Raw genomic sequence first — 17802 nt, 5'->3', positions numbered from 1 at the left:
AAAGAGGAGCAAGACATGACTGAGCAGAGCCAACGCCACGCGCTTTCCCTGACCCGCGTCATCGACGCACCGCGAGACAAGATCTTCCGTTGCTGGACCGAAGTGGAGCTTATGAAACAATGGTTCGCGCCGCTGCCATGGACGGTTTCGGCAGCCAGCGTCGACGCGCGTGCCGGCGGCTCGAGCTCGATCACCATGCGCAGCCCCGAAGGCGAGGATTATCCTGGCAACGGCGTCTATCTGGAAGTCGTTCCCAATGAGCGGATCGTCTTCACGGATGCCTTCACCAGCGCCTGGGTGCCATCGGCAAAGCCCTTCATGGTGGTGACGATCCAGCTCGACGATCTCGGTGGCGGCAAGACCCGCTATACCGCGACCGTCCTGCATTGGTCGGCCGAGGATCGCGAGGCGCATGAGAAGATGGGCTTCCATCAGGGATGGAGCCAGTGCGCCGAGCAGCTCGCCGCGCTGGCGGCCAAGATCTGAATTTCCGATAGAATTCCGGGGGATATGACAATGTCTTATGCAGCTGATTCACCTCTGCCGTCGGTTACGCGCGCGCAGCGCGTGGCCGGCATGATCCTTAGCGGACTGGTCGTTGCCTTTCTTGTCTTTGACGGCGCGATCAAGCTCGTTCCGCTTCCAGTCGTCACCGAGACGATGGCGGGGCTCGGCTATTCGGCCGATCCGGCGCTTGCGCGGCTTCTTGGCGTCATCACGCTCGGCTGCGCCATTCTCTATGCGATCCCGAGAACGTCGGTTCTCGGCGCCATCCTGCTGACGGGTCTGCTCGGTGGGGCGATCGCGACGCACTTGCGGGTCGGCAGCCCGATCTTCTCGCATCTGCTGTTCGGCGTTTATCTCGGGGTGATCGCCTGGGGCGGACTTTATCTTCGCTATGAAGCGGTTCGGAAAATGATTCCGTTCTTTCAGCGAAGCTTTTGATTTCGGATTCGATTTGCTAAGGCTCGCTCCTCCAGATCACCTCGGCATTTCATGGAAATGCCGAGGTGATCTCTGTCTGTTTCTACGCAATTCCGGTTTCCTGGAATTGCTCTGACGAGGGGAGCGAGGCATGCCGCAAGTGATCATCGCACCGGTCAGGCAATCGGATGCGGACGAGTTGATCGCCGCCAATATCGCCAGCCGAGCCCACCATGTGCCATGGGCCTATCCCTTTCTCGACCGTGACGGTTTCGACGCGTGGTTCGGTCAGACGGTGACGGGTCCGAACATCGGGCTGGTGGCGCGAGACCCCGGTTCGGGCGGCATCGTCGGCGTCGTCAATATCAGCCAGATGGTCTGGGGCGGCTTTCGCAGCGCCTTTCTTGGCTATCACGGCATGGTGGGTTTCGCCGGCCAGGGGTTCATGACGGAGGCGGTGCGTCTTGCCGTCGCGCATGCTTTCGATGCGGTTGGCCTGCATCGGGTCGAGGCCAATATCCAGCCGGGCAACCATCCGTCCATAGCGCTGGTCAAGCGGCTCGGCTTCCGCAAGGAAGGGTTCTCGCCCAAATATCTGAAAATCGGCGGCGTCTGGTGCGACCATGAACGCTGGGCATTGCTCGCGGACGATCCGCGTTCCTGACCTCTTTCGGATTTCGAAAGCCGCGCTATCTGGCGGAAAACCTCACAAAGACATTGACTGCGCGGAGGGAAGGGGCGAAAGCGACCTTGAGCCTCTCGCTGAACGTTGCCGAGAGTGCGGGGGTGCCGGAAGCCGTAGATGATCGTTTCGACCGAAGAAGAACTGACCAAACTGAAAGATATCGGCCGCATCTGCGCCAATGCGCTGCAGGCCATGGCGGCCGCGCTGGAGCCGGGCATCACCACGCTGGAACTTGATGCCATCGGCCGCAAGGTGCTCGAGGATGCCGGCGCTCAATCGGCGCCGGAGCTGGTCTACAAGTTTCCCGGCGCGACCTGCATCAGCGTCAATGAGGAAGTTGCCCACGGCATTCCCGGCCCGCGCGTCATCAAGGCAGGGGATCTGGTCAATCTGGATGTATCGGCCGAGAAGGATGGTTTCTTCTCCGATACCGGAGCCTCATTTACCGTGCCGCCGGTCAAGCCGAAGATCGAACGCCTGTGCCGGGACGGTAAGCGTGCGCTCTGGGTCGGCCTCAATCAGGTGAAGAGCGGCGCGCCGCTTGCGAAGATCGGGCAGGCCGTCGGCGCCTTCGCGCAGAAGAACCGCTACACGCTGATCGCCAATCTCGCCAGCCATGGCATCGGCCGCTCGCTGCACGAAGAGCCCGCCGAGGTTTCCACCTGGGCGGACCCTTCCGAGACCCGGATCATGGACGACGGCCTGGTCTTCACCGTCGAGCCATTCCTGTCACTCGGTGCGACATGGGCAGAGGGCGGCGACGATGCGTGGACGCTCTATGCCGATCCGCAGGCGCCGACGGTCCAGTACGAACACACGATCATCGCTACCCGCAACGGACCGATCATCCTGACATTGCCGGGCGCCTAAGGCGCCGGCTCAATCGTCGGATTTCGGTTCGTCCTGGCCTTTCGTTTCGCCGCGGATGATCTCGGCGGCGGCGTGTTCGAGGATTGCCGCGATGCGTAGGCCTTCGGCCTTGCTCCAGGGGAACTTCGAACGCAGTGCGGAACGCAGCAGGTGGCGGGCGCGATGGACATCGCCGGCGCCATGGCGATCGAACGGATTGTCGCGGCCATCCTCATCGCCACCATCGAAAACCTCGCGGACGCGAGCCATCTTCTCGCCGATGGAGGTGAGCTTGGCGAGCGTTACCTCGACCAGATCTCGGTTGTCGTCGACGCGTTTCTGGCCGCTTTCGGTGATGCGGTAAAGCTTCTTCGTGCCGCTCACCTCGACTTCGGCCTGGCCGGTCTCCTCGAGATAGGTCAGCGCCGGGTAGATGACGCCCGGGCTCGGAACATAGAAACCGCCGGAGCGCTCCTCGAAAGTCTTGATCAGTTCGTAGCCGTGGCGCGGCTGCTCGGAGAGCAGGGCGAGGATGATGAGCTGCAGGTCGGCTGCATCGAACTTGCGGCCGGTGCGAAACCCGCCGCCGAACATGCCGCCCTTGAAGCCTCTCATGAAGTCTCTCCTGTGCTCGCCGTGCGATTCACGGCCTCGGCCATGTCGTAGGATATATGCCTCGACGATGTCAAAGCCATCTCCGAACATGTGGCGATCTCTAAAACCTCTCATGTCGTTTCTCCTTGAAGTGTGAGAGTTTGTATCGTTAGTCATGTCGTAAGATATATATCGTAAGATAGAATTCTGCAAGGGGACGGACTGCAGATGGGATGGATTGGAGGAGAAGGTGCGACCGTATAGGGGAGGCGCTCATCCAATGGGTGAAAATTCGCCGCTGAACAACTGCATCACGATCATGGGATAAGCGATTACATCTACGTAAGAATAGGCCGCTGGCGGTTGCCGCTCCCGGCGAACTGTCCTAGGCTCGCCACAAATTGACGCCATTGCGGTCGTTCGAACCAGATCAAGGAAGCTTATCTCCCGTGTTCCATTCTTTCTTCCCGAATCCGAGACTGTTTTTTTCCTCAGCGGTCGTCTGGGCGCTCGTCTGCGTCTTCCTATGGTACTTTGTCGGCGCACAGGTCGTAGCGTCCATGGGCTTTCCTCCATTGGCGGAAGAACAGCAGCCGGTCGGGGCGGCGTTCTTTGTTGCTCCTACTAATTTCTTGTTTTACCTTTACTTTATTCTCTGCGCCGCGGTCTTTTGCGGTTTTTGGCATGTGATTTCGAAGAGCAACCCCTGGATCGCCTGGTCCGTGTGGGGCTCTGCTTTCATCGTCTTCATCACTTATTTCGGTGTTCAGATCGACGTGGCGGTGAACGTGTGGCGCCGGCCTTTCTTCGACCTCCTGCAAAATGCGCTCGGTGGAAAGCCCGGTGTTACGGATGGCGATTTTTATGGATTGCTGTGGGCATTCACGCAACTTGGCCTGGTGGGGGTCGCGGTCAGCGTCATTTCATCGTTTTTCCTAAGCCACTATCTCTTCCGCTGGCGTTGGGCGATGAACAATTTCTACATGTCGAAATGGGAGAAGCTTCGGCACATCGAAGGCGCATCGCAGCGCGTCCAGGAAGATACGATGCGTTTTGCAACCAACCTAGAAGGGCTCGGCGTCAGCCTAATCGGCTCCGTCATGACGCTCATCGTCTTCCTGCCGATCCTGCTAGAACTGTCGAAATACGTAACCGATCTGCCGATTATCGGCGCAATTCCCTATTCGCTCGTTTGGCTGGCGCTGATTTGGTCGGTGTTCGGTACGTTCCTGCTCGCGCTTTTCGGGATCAAACTTCCGGGGCTGAACTTCCGTAACCAGCGTGTCGAGGCGGCCTACCGAAAAGAGCTTGTTTACGGCGAGGATCGCGAAGATCGCGCACAGCCGCCCACCATGAAGGAACTCTTTTCAAACGTTCGCCGCAACTATTTCCGCATGTACTTCCACTATGCCTATTTTAACGTCGCTCGCTATTCCTACGGTCAGCTCGACGCGATCTTCCTCTATTTCGTGCTGGTGCCGACTTTCGTCGCGCACAAGATTACGCTCGGCATCTGGCAGCAGATCGCCACGGCCTTCGGCCAGGTCAGCAACTCCTTCCAGTATCTCGTCAGCTCCTGGACGACGATCATCGAGCTTCTGTCGATCCACAAGCGTCTAAAGGCCTTCGAGGCCGCTATCTATGACGAACCGCTGCCGCCGATCGATCAGCGCTATTTGGAGCGTGAAGCAGGCGTCATTCACGCCGATGGCTGACGGCAAAAGGTCTGATCTTTTCATTGATTAGAAGATTGGGCCATCCGCGCCCTTCGACAAGCTCAGGGTGAGGATGGAGAGCGCTGTTGCGTGAAGCCGGTGCAATATGTGGCCTTGCGAGGGGGGCTCATGGTGAGGAGGCCCGAAGGGTCGTCTCGAACCACGAGTGCGTATGGTGAAACCTCGGAAATCGGGCACGCTTGGCAAGATGGCCTCTACCCCTGCTGCGGCTTGCCTCTTGCCGTGATTAGCGGGATCGCCTCGGTATAGCTGACGCAGGCGACATCCTGCTTGTGGCAGACATCGCTGACAAAGCGGTCGAGGGCGCGCCAATAGGCGCCGTCGTTCATTTCGACGAAATGGAAACCCAACTGCAGCGGGATGCGCTCGCCGTCATACTGCTTGTTGAAGGCGGCTTCGAAGGCATCGAAGGTGCGGTCTTCATAGGTCTTGGCGTTGGCCTTGTCCTCGGCGCCCTTGGAATGGCGGACATAGAGATTGTAGTCCATACCGATGACCAGGCGTTGCTCGGGACCTTCAGGGATCAACGGCAGGCCGAAGCGATAGATGCCGTCAACCACCTGCGGCAGGGCAGGGCCTTTGGTGACCAGGCTTGCATCATACTGGAAGCCCATCTCCTTTTCCGCCGGCACGAGGCCGTCGCTGGTGGAGAGATAAGGCGCGCGGAATCCCCTAACGTCATTGGTGGCGAAATCTTCCCAGCCCTGCGGTTCCTTGTCGGCAAGGCCGACATTCTTCCAGGCGTCGCGAAGGGCGATGCGGGCATTCATGAATTCCTGCTTCCAGTCAGCGGCGCTCCAGCCCTTGCCATCGAAATGGCCGCAGGCGTGACTGGAAATGTCGTGGCCTTCCTGATGCGCGCCCCAGATGTTGGCGATGCGCGTGCGCACATCGTCCTCGCTCTTGGCAAAGCCGACGTTGGATTTGCCGACACGCTGCTTTGGCCCCTGATAGGCCTTGGCCTGCGTCTTGTTCATCAGGAAGGTGCAAGAGAGGAAATAGGTGAAATGGGCACCATTGCGCGAAGCGATCTCACGGCTCTTGGTCCAGAGCGCATTGTCATGAGCGCCATCGAAGGAGATCATCACGAGTTGCTTGGGCTTGCCATCGGCCTGGGCGGCGGCGGGTAGGCCCAGGGAAATGGCGACGGAGAGACAGGTAGCAAAGCGAAACATGGGCACCGAATATTGATTGGGTCGAGCACGGCTTGCCAGGGATCGTCCAGCGATATCGGATGGCGCGCTCGGGGTCGCTTCCTTCCTTTCGTGCAAATGCGGCGAAGCTGCGGTGATGCTGGTATTTTTTTACGGCAGCCGATAAGGATGTGACTACAAGACCATAAAGGATCTCATCCATGGCATTGCTCATTCTCGGCATTGTTCTCTTTCTCGGCCTCCATCTGATCCGTGTCGTCGCCCCTGGCCTCAGAAGCTCGATGATTGCGAGTTTGGGCGAGGGCGGCTGGAAGGGGGCCTATTCGGTTGCCAGCATCGTGGCGCTGGTCGTGCTGATCTACGGCTTCGGTCAGGCGCGCGACATGAACCCGATCTGGACGCCGCCGTTCTGGATGAGTCACATCACCATCCTGCTGATGCTTTTCGCTCTGATCTGTCTTGTCGCCTCGCTGCTGCCGGCGGGGCATATCGCGGTCCGAACCAAGCATCCGATGGTGCTTTCGGTGAAGATCTGGGCGCTGGCGCATCTTCTGTCCAACGGCGACGGCGCGGCGATGCTGCTCTTTGCCGCCTTCCTCGCCTGGGGCGTGATCCTTCGCATTTCGCTGAAGCGGCGCGAGCGTGCCGGCGAAATTACCCTGCGTCCCTTCGTTTCGGCGAAATATGATCTTTATGCGATCGTCATCGGTGCTATCGTCTGGGCCTTGATCATTTGGAAGCTTCATGCGTGGATTATCGGGGTTTCGCCGCTCGTTATGTGACGATTTCTGCCATTCCCCCTTACATCAGGCGCAAAATGGAGTAGAAGGCCCCACTAAACCTAAGCTTTGAACTATTTGGCCTGGGCCGGAGACAAGAATGGCATTCAATGACGATAGCTTCATCCGCGAGGTGAACGAGGAACTGCGCTCGGACCAGCTGCGGTTCATATGGCGCCGTTTTGGCAAGCTCATCATCGGGGCTGCCGTGCTCGTCGTTCTCGGCACCGCGGCTTATAGCGGCTATCGCTATTGGGCCGGCAATCAGGCCGGCAGCGGCGGTGATCAGTTCCTTGCCGCGCTGACGCTTGCCGATCAGAACAAGACGGATGAAGCGCTGGCCGCATTCGCTGCCATCGAAAAGAGTGGCCCTGGCTCCTATCCGGTGCTGGCCCGCCTGCGCGCTGCGACGTTGCAGGCCCAGAAGGGAGACAAGGCCGCTGCCATCGCGACGTTCTCGGCGGTCGGCAAGCAGACGGACCTCCCGGTCGTTATCCGTAATGCGGCCCGCTTGCGCGCTGCCTATCTGCTCGTCGATACCGGCACTTACGATCAGGTTGCCGCCGAAGCCCAGGAACTGGCCGTTCCGGCTGATGCCTTCCGCCATTCGGCACGCGACGTTCTCGGTCTTGCCGCTTACAAGGCCGGCGATTTCGTGAAGGCCCGGCAGTGGTTCCAGGCGATCGTCGATGATCCGCAGAGCCCGCGCAACGTTGCCAACCGTGCCCAGATGCTGCTCGATCTCATCACTGCATCCGGCAAGGCTCCGGTCGCAAAAGGCTGAAGGATCGCTCAATGAGTTTTACGGTCGCGATCGTCGGTCGCCCGAATGTCGGCAAGTCCACGCTGTTCAACCGTCTGGTTGGCAAGAAGCTGGCGCTCGTCGACGATACGCCGGGTGTGACGCGTGACCGCCGTCCCGGCGATGCCAAGCTGATCGATCTCCGTTTTCGCATCGTCGATACGGCCGGTCTTGAGGAGGCTCAGGATGAATCGCTTCAGGGCCGCATGCGCGCCCAGACGGAAGCGGCGATCGACGAAGCCGACCTGACGCTGTTCGTCGTCGATGCCAAGATGGGCCTGACCCATGTCGACAAGACGCTTGCCGAAATGCTGCGCAAGCGTGGCCGGCCGGTGGTGCTCGTTGCCAACAAATCCGAAGCGCGCGGTTCCGACAGCGGCTTTTACGATGCCTATACGCTCGGTCTCGGTGAACCTTGCCCGATCTCGGCCGAACATGGCCAGGGCATGATGGATCTGCGTGACGCGATCGTAGAGGCGATCGGTCCCGAGCGCGCTTTCCCGGAAGAGGAAGACGAGGCCGAGACGAATGTCAGCATTCCGCGCCCGGCTGTCGGTGAAGATGGCGAGGAGATCGACGAAGAGCCCGCCTATGACGAAACGCGGCCGCTGCGCGTGGCGATCGTTGGCCGCCCGAATGCCGGCAAGTCGACGCTCATCAACCGGTTCCTCGGCGAAGACAGGCTGCTGACCGGCCCGGAAGCTGGCATCACGCGCGATTCCATCTCCGTCGACTGGAGCTGGCGCGGCCGTACCGTCAAGATGTTCGATACCGCCGGCATGCGCCGCAAGGCGAAAGTGACCGAGAAGCTGGAAAAGCTGTCCGTCGCCGATACATTGCGCGCGATCCGCTTTGCCGAGACAGTCGTCATCATCTTCGATGCGACCATTCCCTTTGAGAAGCAGGATCTGCAGATCGTCGATCTCGTGATCCGCGAAGGACGCGCCGCCGTGCTTGCCTTCAACAAGTGGGACATGATCGAGGATCGGCAGGCCGTGCTCGCCGATCTTCGTGAAAAGACCGATCGGCTATTACCGCAGGCGCGCGGCATCCGCGCCATTCCGATTGCCGGTCAGACGGGCGAAGGGCTTGATCGCCTGATGCAGGCAATCGTCGATACCGACAAGGTCTGGAACAAGCGTGTCTCGACCGCACGTCTCAACCGCTGGCTCGAGACGCAGCAGGTTCAGCATCCGCCACCGGCGGTATCCGGCCGCCGCATCAAGTTGAAATACATGACACAGGTAAAGGCGCGACCGCCGGCCTTCATGATTTCCTGCACGCGCTCGGATGCGCTGCCGGATTCCTATGTGCGCTACCTGATCAATGGTCTGCGTGCAGATTTCGCCATGCCGGGAGTGCCGATCCGCATCCATTTCCGCTCGTCGGAAAATCCTTACGAAAACAAAAAGAAGCGATAATTCGCTGAAGCGCCCCATCGGGATATGGGCGCGCTTCAAATCAGGCGGCGTTCCTGCTGAGCGCCTCGCGCAGCGTCGTGATTTCCGCCTTCAGCCGTGCCAGTTCATCGACCGTCTGCTCGGTGGCATCGAGAATGCACGGCGGAACGGTTGCGGCTTTCTTCTTCAGCGCCTTGCCTTCGCTGGTCAGCTGAATCAGCACCTGGCGCTCGTCTTCCTTGCTGCGGATGCGCTTGATGAAGCCGGCGGCCTCCAGGCGCTTCAACAACGGTGTCAGTGTGCTTGATTCCAGGAACAGCTTTTCACCGATGCCGCCAACGGTCTGGCCGTCTTCTTCCCATAGCGTCACCATGACAAGATATTGCGGATAGGTGAGGTTGAGCGCGTCCAGCATGGGTTTATATAGGCGGTTCATCGCATGGTTCGCCGAATAGAGCGCGAAGCAGATGAAGTTATCCAGCTTTAACGGGTCGTCGGTCATCTCAAGTACTCCCTGAGAGGTCTAATGTAAGTCGTGCGATAAATAATTGTACACCCAAATTTATGCTCGGGCTATGGGTTTCTTCTGCTTTTTGGAAAGGCGGCCCGACGGGGCAGGCCGGAGACGATCCATATCAAGGAAGCGGCCGGCGTCATCGGGCCGCTTGCCGAACGCGCTCGAAGCGCCAACATGGATCTCGTCATCAAAATGGATTGCCAGGGATCGGAGTTTGGAATTTTCGAGGCTCTGGCGAGGCGCGGTCTTTTCGGGTCGATCAATGCCATGGTGATCGAATGGCATAAATGGTGGTCCAAAGATAAGAACCAAATGACACTCATCGCTCCATTGCTAGATGCGGGCTTCATCGTGCTGGATAAGACGCAGCTATCCAATCCTCATGCAGGGTTATGCTATGCCGGCAGGGCAGTGCGGTGATCGTTGACGGCATGTGAGGCCGGTCTGCAATTTCACCGGCGATGCCGATCATCCGAGAATTCAATGTTCGTTGTGGACGTGCAGCCGGCCTCGGTGATTGGCAATCCGGACATTGCCGATGAATTGCGCCGTCGCGGCCTCCCAGGAATAGTTGAGTGCCAGTGCGCGCGCAGCATCGCGGGAGCAGGAGAGTGCAGCAAGGCAGGCTGTCGCCAGATCCGCGTCTACCACGCCGGCTGTCCTGTCTTCCCCCAGGATGTCCGCGGGGCCGGTAACCGGATAGGCCGCGACCGGAACGCCGCTCGCGAGCGCTTCCAGAATGGCGTTGCCGAAGGTGTCCGTCTTCGATGGGAAGACGAAGACGTCGGCCTGGGAATAGGCATGGGCCAACTCCTCGCCGAACTTCGCTCCCAGAAAATGCACATCCGGATAGAGCTTCTGCAATTCTGCCCGCGCTGGCCCATCGCCAACCACCACTTTCGATCCAGGCAGGTCGAGATCGAGGAAGGCGGGCAGGTTCTTTTCCAGCGCAACCCGGCCGACGGTCATGAAGATCGGACGGGGCAGGCCGAAGGGTTTGTCGTCAAGTGGTTGGGGACGGAAGAGGTGGGAATCGATCCCACGGCTCCAGGGCAGCAGATTGCGGATGCCGCGCAGCTTCAGTTCGCTCGCAAGGCTTGGTGTCGCCACCATGCAGCCGTAGCCGGCATTGTGAAACCATTTGACGAAGGCGTAGAGCCAGCTTTCCGGTATCGGCAAACGCGCGGCCACATATTCCGGAAAGCGGGTGTGATAGCTCGTGGAAAAAGGCATGCCGTTTTTCAGGCACCAGCGCCTTGCCGTGAGCCCGAGGGGACCCTCGGTGGCAATGTGGACATAAGTCGGCCGGAGTGCTTCTATTCTTGCGGCGATCTTGCGATAGCTGGCGATCGAAAGCCGGATTTCCGGATAGGTCGGGCAGGGGATGTTGCGAAAGCCGTCCGGCGTGATCATCGAAACTTCGACGCCCATGCGCGTCAGTTCGCGATTGGTGTTCTCGATCGAGCGGACGACGCCGTTGACTTGCGGATGCCAGGCATCGCTGACGATGAGCAGCCGTTCGGGCACCGCGACAGGTGTCGCCGCCTGCGCCCAGGTGGTTTGATCGATGTCTGACAAGCGTTGCAACATGCCCAAAACAGTCCATCCGCACCGCATCCTCATGATGACGGTGCCAGCGATTGCGGTGTTTCAAACATGATTCCCGCGCCCACTCTATTGTGGGGGGTGTCCATGATGGAAATATTACAGCGTTTAGCGGATGGATTTCAGCTTTTCAGGAGCGACGAGTGCACCGTATTCCTGGATGACCTTTGCTGCGATCTTGGCTGCGAAGCCGGCGGCGGCGACCGCATCCTGGTGCTGCAGGTAATGCGCCAGAAATGCACCGTTGAAACTGTCGCCGGCGCTGGTCGTATCTATGACCTTGCTGACCTTGGCCGCCGGAACGAGAGTCTCATCGGTGCCATCGCCGATGGTTGCGCCGTCAGGGCCATTTTTGACCACGACCATATTGGCCCCGTATTGCCGGTAGCGGCGAATGGTCGTGGCAATTGAATCATCACCGAAATGGATGGCCTCGTCGTCAAAGCTCGGCATGACGAGCGTCGCAGCCCGCGCACCTTCCGAGATCATGGTGTGCATGGCGTCCAGGCTCGACCAGAGGCGCGGGCGCAGGTTCGGATCGAAGGCGACGAGCTTGCCGGCCGCCTTGGCGCGGCGCAGCTCTGCAAGAAGCGTGAAGGCGTCTTCGCGCGACAGGATCGCCAGCGTGATGCCGGAAAAGTAAAGCACGTCAGAGGCTTCGATTGCGATGCGCAAAGCATCACCGTCGGCTGCAAGCTGGCGGGCAGCGGAACTGTCGCGCCAATAGCTGAAGGAGCGCTCGCCGTCCTTCAGGTTGATCATGTAGAGACCGGGCGTCTTGCCGCGAAGGCGGCGGATGCTGTCCGTGCCGATGCCGGCACCATCCATGAAGGTGACCATTTCGTCGGACATGGCATCGTCGCCGAGTGCGGTGAAATAATCGATCGACCAGTCTGCGGGCAGGCAGGCACGGGCATACCAGGCGGTGTTGAATGTATCGCCGGCAAAGCCTTTGCGCAGATGTCCGTCATCGGCCTGCGACAGTTCCACCATGCACTCGCCGATCGAAAGAAAACGCCCGCCCAAAACTGCCTCCTGCATTTTGTCTTGGTGCTGCATACGCGCAAGCAGCGGCTGGGGCAAGGTGGACGGCGACTGTCGCCGTCCACTTTTCTTGGGGCAGCTTTACGGCCGGTCCATGTGATAGCAGGCCGCCGTCTGGCCCGGGCGCACCTGTTCGGTCGGCGGCATTTTCGTGCGGCAGACATCCGTCGCCTTCCAGCAGCGGGGCGAGAAGACGCAACCCGGCGGCGGGTTGAGCGGCGAGGGCGGATCGCCCTGCAGGCGGATGCGCTCGCGGCCGCGCGCCAGCTTCGGGTCGGGGATGGGGGCCGCAGAAAACAGCGCCTGCGTATAGGGATGGGCCGGATGATCGAAGACCGTCGCGGCCTCGCCCGCTTCCACCACCTTGCCGAGATAGAGCACCAGCACGTCGTCCGAGATCAGGCGCACGACGGAGAGGTCGTGGCTGATGAAGATCAGGGTTAGGCCGAATTCCTTGCGCAGACGGCGCAGGAGCGTGATGACCTGACCCTGGATCGAGACGTCGAGCGCCGAGACTGGTTCGTCGCAGATGATGAGCTTCGGACGGGTGATCACGGCGCGGGCGATGCCGATGCGCTGCGCCTGGCCGCCCGAGAATTCGTGCGGGTAGCGGTTGATCATTTCCGGCACGAGGCCGACCGCCGCCATGATCTCGCGAACGCGATCCTGCCGCTGCGCGCGGCTCAGCTTCGGCTCGAAGACGGTCAGCGGCTCGGCGATGATGTCGCCGACGGTCATGCGCGGATCGAGCGAGGCGATCGGATCCTGGAAGATGATCTGCATGTCGCGGCGTGCGGCGCGCATTTCCTCTTCCGTGAGATCGAGCAGGTTGCCGCCCTGCCAGAGGATGCGCCCCTTCTGCGCCTTGATCAGCCGCAGGATGGAGCGGCCGAGCGTGGACTTGCCGCAGCCGGATTCGCCGACGATGCCGAGCGTGCGACCGGTCTTCAACTCGAAACTGACGTCATTGACCGCCGTGAGGATCAGCGGCGGCTTGAAGAAGGATTTCGACGGCAGCTCGAATTCGGTGGTCAGATGTTCGACTTTCAGAAGCGTTTGCTCAGCCATGGACGAGGCTCCGTTCCTGATCAGCCGAAAGGGGATGGAAGCAGGCTGCGCAACGGCGTGGCGCCAGCGGATCGAGCGGCGGTGCCGCATCCAGACAGTCGTCCTGCACATGGGCACAGCGCGGCGAGAAGGCGCAGCCACGCGGCAGGTGCATCAGGTTCGGCGGACGTCCCGGAATGACGGTGAGATCGTCGACATCCTGGTCGGGGCGCGGGATCGCCGAGTGGAGCGCTGCCGTATAGGGATGAGCCGGGCTTTCGTATAGCTCTTCCACCGGTGCTTCCTCGACGATGCGGCCGGCATACATGACGGCAACGCGATCGGCGAGGCCGGCGACGACGCCGAGGTCATGGGTAATCATGATAAGCGCCGTGTGCATTTCCGCCGTCAACTCGTTGAAAAGATCGAGGATTTGCGCCTGGATCGTCACGTCGAGCGCCGTCGTCGGCTCGTCGGCGATGAGCAACTTCGGTTTGGTGAGCAACGCCATGGCGATGACGATACGCTGGCGCATGCCGCCCGAAAGCTCGTGCGGATAGAGGTTGAAGCGCCGCGTCGGGTCAGGGATGCCGACCCGCTTCAGCATGTCGAGCGCCGCTGCCGAGGCAGCACGCGCCGTCAGGCCGCCATGAACCTCGAGTTGTTCTGTCAATTGCCTGGATATGCGCAGTGACGGATTAAGGGCGGTCATCGGGTCCTGGAAGACCATGGCCATGTCCTTGCCGCGCACATGGTCGAGTTCACGCGGTTTCAAGGTCAAGAGGTCCTTGCCGTCAAGCAGCGCCTGGCCGCTGGTGCGGCCGTTCTTGGCAAGCAGGCCCATCAGACCGAGGAAGGTCTGGCTCTTGCCGGAACCGGATTCGCCGACGATGGCGATGCGTTCGCCGCGGCCGATCTTGAGGTTCATCTTCGAGACCGCCGCCACTTCGCCCTCGGGCGTGCGGAAGGTGATCGAATAGTCTTTAAGTTCGAGAAGTGTGTCTGTCATGTCAGCGATCCTTCGGATCGAAAGCGTCGCGCAGACCGTCGCCGATGAAGAGCAGGCTCATCAGCAGCGCGACCAGGAACCCGGCCGGGAAGAACAGCAACCAGGGCGTCGTCTCCATGCCGGCAGACCCTTCGGCAATCAGCGTGCCGAGCGAGGTCAGCGGCTCTTGGACGCCGAAGCCGAGATAGGAGAGGAAGCTTTCCGTCGCGATGATTTCCGGGATGGTCAGTGTCGCATAGATGACGACCGGGCCGACGAGGTTCGGCACGATGTGCCTGAGGATAATCTTGAATGACCGTTGCCCGGAGGCGCGTGCGGCTTCGATGAATTCCCGCTGCTTGATCGACAGGGTCTGGCCGCGCACGATACGGGCCATGGTCAGCCATTCCAGCGCGCCGATCGCTGCAAACAGCAGATAGACGTTACGGCCGAAGATCACCATCAGGAGGATGACGAAGAGCACGTAGGGCAGGGCGTACATGATATCGACGAAGCGCATCATGATGGCGTCGACGCGGCCGCCGAAATAGCCGGCGACGGCGCCGTAAAGCACGCCGATCACAACGGAGACAAGCGTTGCCACCAGGGCAACGGTCAGCGAAACGCGCGTGCCGTAGAGCGTGCGGGCGAGAAGGTCGCGGCCGTTGCCATCGGTGCCGAAATAATGGCCGGCGGCAAAGTCAGGCGCGCCGCGGAACGAATTCCAGTCCGGATCTTCGTAGTTGAAGGGCAGGAAATACGGGCCGAATATGGCGACCAGAACCAATACTGCCAGCACGATCAGCGAAAGTGCCGCTGCCTTGTTGCGCAGCAGGCGGCGCATCGCGTCGCCGGTGAGGGAGCGCCCCTTGGGGGCGAGCCCCTCTGCCGAAAGCAATTCCGCTTCCAGCAATTCTCTCTTGGCGGAATTGAGGATCATCGCATTCTCACTTTCGGATCGAGCCAGGCGTAGGCGATGTCGACCAGCAGGTTGAGGACCACGATCAGGACCATGTAGAAAATGACCGTGCCGAGAACCATGCCGTAGTCTCGGTTCAGCGCCGCTCCGACGAAGTAGCGGCCGACGCCGGGGAGGCCGAAAATGCTTTCGACGACCAGCGAACCGGTGAGCAGGTAGCTTGCCGCCGGTCCGAGATAGGAGACGACGGGCATCATGGCCGGCTTCAATGCGTGCCGCATGATCGTCAGCCGCGGGCCGATACCTTTGGCCTTGGCGGTGCGGATGAAGTTCTGGCTCATTACCTCGATCATCGAACCACGCATCAGGCGTGAGATGCGTGCTGCGTGCGGCAGCGTCAGGACGATGATAGGCAGGATCAGGAACTTGACGGAGCCGTCGCCCCAGCCGCCGACTGGCAGCCAGCCGAGCGTATTGCCGAAGATGAGCTGGAGGATCGGAGCGATCAAAAAGCTCGGCATGACCAGGCCGATAAGGAGGCCGCCGCCCAGCCAGTAGTCGGCCGCGCGGTTCTGATAGAGCGCGCCAAGACAGCCTATGAAGATGCCGACGACGGTTGCGAGAACGAATGCGGAGCCGCCAATGGTCAGCGTGTAGGGGAAGCCGGACATGATCTGCTGGGTGACGGTGAAGTCCTGATTGGCGAAGGAGGGGCCAAGGTCGCCCTTCATGACGTCGCCGACATAGATCAGGTATTGCTCAACCAGGGGCTTATCGAGGTTGTAGTGAGCCGCGAGGTTGGCTTTGACTTCCGGCGGCAATGGCCTTTCGCCATCGAAGGGGCCGCCGGGAGCGAGGCGCAAAATGAAAAAGCACACTGTCACGGCAATCCATAGAACGGGGATTGTCGACAGCAAACGACGGAGAGCGTAGCCAAACATGGTCTTAGACGGCTCCCTCCCGGTTGTGTCCGGGAGGGAGCCTGTTCCCAATTATTCTTTAACCGACAGCCAGCGCGTGCGGTGGATGTCCTGGATGTTGTCGACGAAGCCCTGGACCTTCGGGGCGACGATGTTCTGGGAAACGTAGTAGTAGATCGGGATAGCCGCGCTGTCGTCGAGGGCCAGCTGCTCGGCCTTCTTGTAGATTTCGGCGCGCTTCTTCAGGTCGATCTCTTCATTGCCCTGCTTGATCAGGGCATCATAGTCCTTGTTGCTCCAGCGGCCGTAGTTCATCTCGACGCCGGTGGACAGCAGATTCAGGAAGTTGATCGGGTCGTTATAGTCGGCGAGCCAGCCGGCACGGCCGATCTGCACCTCACCGCGCTGCATTTCATCGTAATGCACCTTGGTTTCGGTGTTGTAGAGCTCGATATCGACGCCGAGCGGCTTCCACATGGCGGCGATCGCAACGGCGATGCGCTTGTGGTTGTCGTTGGTGTTGTAGCGCAGCTGTGCCTTCAGCGGATGGTCAGGGCCGAAGCCAGCTTCCTTCAGCAGCTTCTTGGCCTCTTCGACCTTCTGCTTGTAGGGCTCATCCTTCCAGCTGACATAGGCCGGTTCGCCGTAGTTCGCCGTGCCCGGCGGGACCCAGGAATACATCGGCAATTCGCCGGTGCCGAGGATTTTCGGACCGATGACTTCGCGGTTGACGGCCATGGAGAGAGCCTGGCGGACGCGCTTGTCGTTGAAGGGCGGCTTGGTGGCGTTCAGGACGTAATAGTATGTGCCAAGGAACGGCACCACATGCGCCTGACCGGGCAGGTTCTTCTGGATCCAGTCGTACTGGTCGGCTGGGAAGGAGGTGAGAATGTCGAATTCGCCGGCGCGATAGCGCTTCAGAGCGGCGGCCTGATCTTCCAGCGTGTAGAAGTTCACCTTGTCGATTTTTACGTCCTTGGCGTCGTAATACTGATCGTTCTTGACGTTGGAGACGTGCGAGCCAGGGACCCATTCGACCGGCTTGTACGGGCCGTTGGTCACGATGTTCTCGATCTTGACCCATGCATCGCCCTTGGCTTCGACGACATGTTTCGGCAGCGGGTAGGCCGTATAGTGCATCAGAGCATTGAGGAAGTAAGGAGTGGGGTTCTCAAGCGTGATTTCGAGCGTCTTGTCGTCGATCGCCTTGACGCCGAGCTGGGTCGGATCCTTGATCTCGCCCTTGTTGATCTTTTCCGCGTTCAGGATCGTGTACTGCAGATAGGCGTACTGGGCGGCCGTCTTCGGATCCATGAGGCGCTGGAAGGCAAAGACGAAGTCCTGAGCTGTAACCGGCTGGCCGTCAGACCACTTGATGCCGTCACGCAGCTTGAAGGTATAGACCTTCTGGTCGGGGGAAATGGTCCAGCTGGCAGCCTGGCCGGGAATTGGATTGTCCTTGGGATCTTCGGTCACCAGACCTTCGAAGATATCGCCGTCGATGCGGTTTTCCCAATCGCCGGAAATTTTTTGCGGATCGAGCGAAGTCGGGTCGCCGCCGTTGTGGATATTCAGTGTGGCAGCGTGCGCAGAAACGCTCAATATCGTGCTGACGAAGGCAGCAGCGATAAATTTCCTGGTGATATGAGTCATATGTTTTCCCACCTTTCTGGAGTTATTGTCCTTGTTTTACAAGGGTATTCTTGATCCCGCAGGTGACCTGTACGTGCAGGTCAATGCGCGAAATTATCGAAAGCGACGTCGCTTTCAAGTTAAAAAAAGTCGGGCATGCTTAGCGTGTGAACTTTCATATTGATAATTCGCTAAAATTGATACTGC

The 17802-nt window shown here is 60.0% G+C and carries 19 protein-coding genes; 9 read left to right on the top strand and 10 right to left on the bottom strand.

The window, feature by feature from the left end; genetic code table 11:
• Positions 1 to 15: 15 nt before the first annotated feature.
• The 4 genes from GA0061103_RS13200 (at position 16) to map (ending at position 2479) form a co-directional block, all read left to right on the top strand.
• On the top strand, positions 16 to 486 hold the full coding sequence (locus GA0061103_RS13200) for an SRPBCC family protein (protein ID WP_092711820.1): 471 nt from the start codon (positions 16 to 18) through the stop codon (positions 484 to 486).
• A gap of 30 nt (positions 487 to 516) precedes the next feature.
• Positions 517 to 945 carry a DoxX family protein gene (locus GA0061103_RS13195; protein WP_092711818.1) on the top strand — a complete coding sequence of 143 codons (429 nt, stop codon included), beginning with the start codon at positions 517 to 519 and terminating at the stop codon, positions 943 to 945.
• A gap of 130 nt (positions 946 to 1075) precedes the next feature.
• Positions 1076 to 1588: a GNAT family N-acetyltransferase gene (locus tag GA0061103_RS13190; protein ID WP_092711816.1), complete on the top strand. Its 513-nt coding sequence runs from the start codon at positions 1076 to 1078 to the stop codon at positions 1586 to 1588.
• 138 nt (positions 1589 to 1726) lie between these two features.
• Positions 1727 to 2479: a type I methionyl aminopeptidase gene (gene map / locus GA0061103_RS13185; protein WP_092711815.1), complete on the top strand. Its 753-nt coding sequence runs from the start codon at positions 1727 to 1729 to the stop codon at positions 2477 to 2479.
• Positions 2480 to 2488: 9 nt separating this feature from the next.
• Here map and GA0061103_RS13180 read toward each other — a convergent pair whose 3' ends face one another.
• Entirely contained in the window at positions 2489 to 3073 is a 585-nt protein-coding gene (locus GA0061103_RS13180) for a PadR family transcriptional regulator (RefSeq protein ID WP_092712787.1), read from the bottom strand.
• A gap of 428 nt (positions 3074 to 3501) precedes the next feature.
• Between GA0061103_RS13180 and sbmA the strand changes: the two genes are divergently transcribed.
• Positions 3502 to 4767 (top strand): peptide antibiotic transporter SbmA, encoded by a 1266-nt coding sequence (gene sbmA / locus GA0061103_RS13175; protein WP_092711813.1) that lies wholly within the window; start codon positions 3502 to 3504, stop codon positions 4765 to 4767.
• Between the two features lie 215 nt (positions 4768 to 4982).
• On the opposite strand, the gene GA0061103_RS13170 is transcribed toward sbmA, so the two are convergent.
• The gene (locus GA0061103_RS13170; protein WP_092711812.1) at positions 4983 to 5963 is read right to left on the bottom strand and encodes a polysaccharide deacetylase family protein; all 981 of its coding nucleotides are present in this window, start codon (positions 5961 to 5963) and stop codon (positions 4983 to 4985) included.
• A 179-nt stretch (positions 5964 to 6142) separates the two neighbouring features.
• Between GA0061103_RS13170 and GA0061103_RS13165 the strand changes: the two genes are divergently transcribed.
• The 3 genes from GA0061103_RS13165 to der all read left to right on the top strand — a co-directional run bounded on the left by GA0061103_RS13165 (position 6143) and on the right by der (position 8944).
• A complete protein-coding gene (locus tag GA0061103_RS13165) occupies positions 6143 to 6724 on the top strand; it encodes an NnrU family protein (protein WP_092711810.1) in 582 nt (193 codons plus the stop codon).
• 97 nt (positions 6725 to 6821) lie between these two features.
• Entirely contained in the window at positions 6822 to 7505 is a 684-nt protein-coding gene (locus GA0061103_RS13160; protein WP_092711808.1) for a tetratricopeptide repeat protein, read from the top strand.
• 11 nt (positions 7506 to 7516) lie between these two features.
• Positions 7517 to 8944: a ribosome biogenesis GTPase Der gene (gene der, locus GA0061103_RS13155; protein ID WP_092711806.1), complete on the top strand. Its 1428-nt coding sequence runs from the start codon at positions 7517 to 7519 to the stop codon at positions 8942 to 8944.
• Positions 8945 to 8984: 40 nt separating this feature from the next.
• Here the strand turns inward: der and GA0061103_RS13150 are convergent, their stop codons facing one another.
• The gene (locus GA0061103_RS13150) at positions 8985 to 9425 is read right to left on the bottom strand and encodes a MarR family winged helix-turn-helix transcriptional regulator (protein WP_092711804.1); all 441 of its coding nucleotides are present in this window, start codon (positions 9423 to 9425) and stop codon (positions 8985 to 8987) included.
• 189 nt (positions 9426 to 9614) lie between these two features.
• On the opposite strand from GA0061103_RS13150, the gene GA0061103_RS13145 reads away from it, so the two are divergent.
• Positions 9615 to 9860 carry a class I SAM-dependent methyltransferase gene (locus GA0061103_RS13145; protein ID WP_245304746.1) on the top strand — a complete coding sequence of 82 codons (246 nt, stop codon included), beginning with the start codon at positions 9615 to 9617 and terminating at the stop codon, positions 9858 to 9860.
• Between the two features lie 60 nt (positions 9861 to 9920).
• On the opposite strand, the gene GA0061103_RS13140 is transcribed toward GA0061103_RS13145, so the two are convergent.
• The 7 genes from GA0061103_RS13140 to GA0061103_RS13110 form a co-directional block, all read right to left on the bottom strand.
• Positions 9921 to 11030 carry a glycosyltransferase family 4 protein gene (locus GA0061103_RS13140; RefSeq protein ID WP_092711802.1) on the bottom strand — a complete coding sequence of 370 codons (1110 nt, stop codon included), beginning with the start codon at positions 11028 to 11030 and terminating at the stop codon, positions 9921 to 9923.
• Between the two features lie 123 nt (positions 11031 to 11153).
• Complete coding sequence (locus tag GA0061103_RS13135) at positions 11154 to 12071, bottom strand: sugar kinase (protein ID WP_092711800.1); 918 nt, start codon at positions 12069 to 12071, stop codon at positions 11154 to 11156.
• A 99-nt stretch (positions 12072 to 12170) separates the two neighbouring features.
• Positions 12171 to 13157 (bottom strand): ABC transporter ATP-binding protein, encoded by a 987-nt coding sequence (locus tag GA0061103_RS13130; protein ID WP_092711798.1) that lies wholly within the window; start codon positions 13155 to 13157, stop codon positions 12171 to 12173.
• The gene (locus tag GA0061103_RS13125) at positions 13150 to 14145 is read right to left on the bottom strand and encodes an ABC transporter ATP-binding protein (protein ID WP_092711796.1); all 996 of its coding nucleotides are present in this window, start codon (positions 14143 to 14145) and stop codon (positions 13150 to 13152) included. The genes GA0061103_RS13130 and GA0061103_RS13125 overlap by 8 nt, the downstream gene beginning before the upstream one ends.
• Before the next feature lies 1 nt (position 14146).
• Positions 14147 to 15064 (bottom strand): ABC transporter permease subunit, encoded by a 918-nt coding sequence (locus GA0061103_RS13120; protein ID WP_092711794.1) that lies wholly within the window; start codon positions 15062 to 15064, stop codon positions 14147 to 14149.
• A complete protein-coding gene (locus GA0061103_RS13115) occupies positions 15061 to 15984 on the bottom strand; it encodes an ABC transporter permease subunit (protein ID WP_092711792.1) in 924 nt (307 codons plus the stop codon). The genes GA0061103_RS13120 and GA0061103_RS13115 overlap by 4 nt, the downstream gene beginning before the upstream one ends.
• A gap of 51 nt (positions 15985 to 16035) precedes the next feature.
• A complete protein-coding gene (locus GA0061103_RS13110; RefSeq protein ID WP_092711790.1) occupies positions 16036 to 17616 on the bottom strand; it encodes a peptide ABC transporter substrate-binding protein in 1581 nt (526 codons plus the stop codon).
• Positions 17617 to 17802: the final 186 nt, after the last annotated feature.

This window comes from Martinezella multihospitum (assembly GCF_900094585.1).
Classification (GTDB): domain Bacteria; phylum Pseudomonadota; class Alphaproteobacteria; order Rhizobiales; family Rhizobiaceae; genus Rhizobium; species Rhizobium multihospitium.
This window is presented reverse-complemented; position numbering and strand designations above follow the sequence as displayed.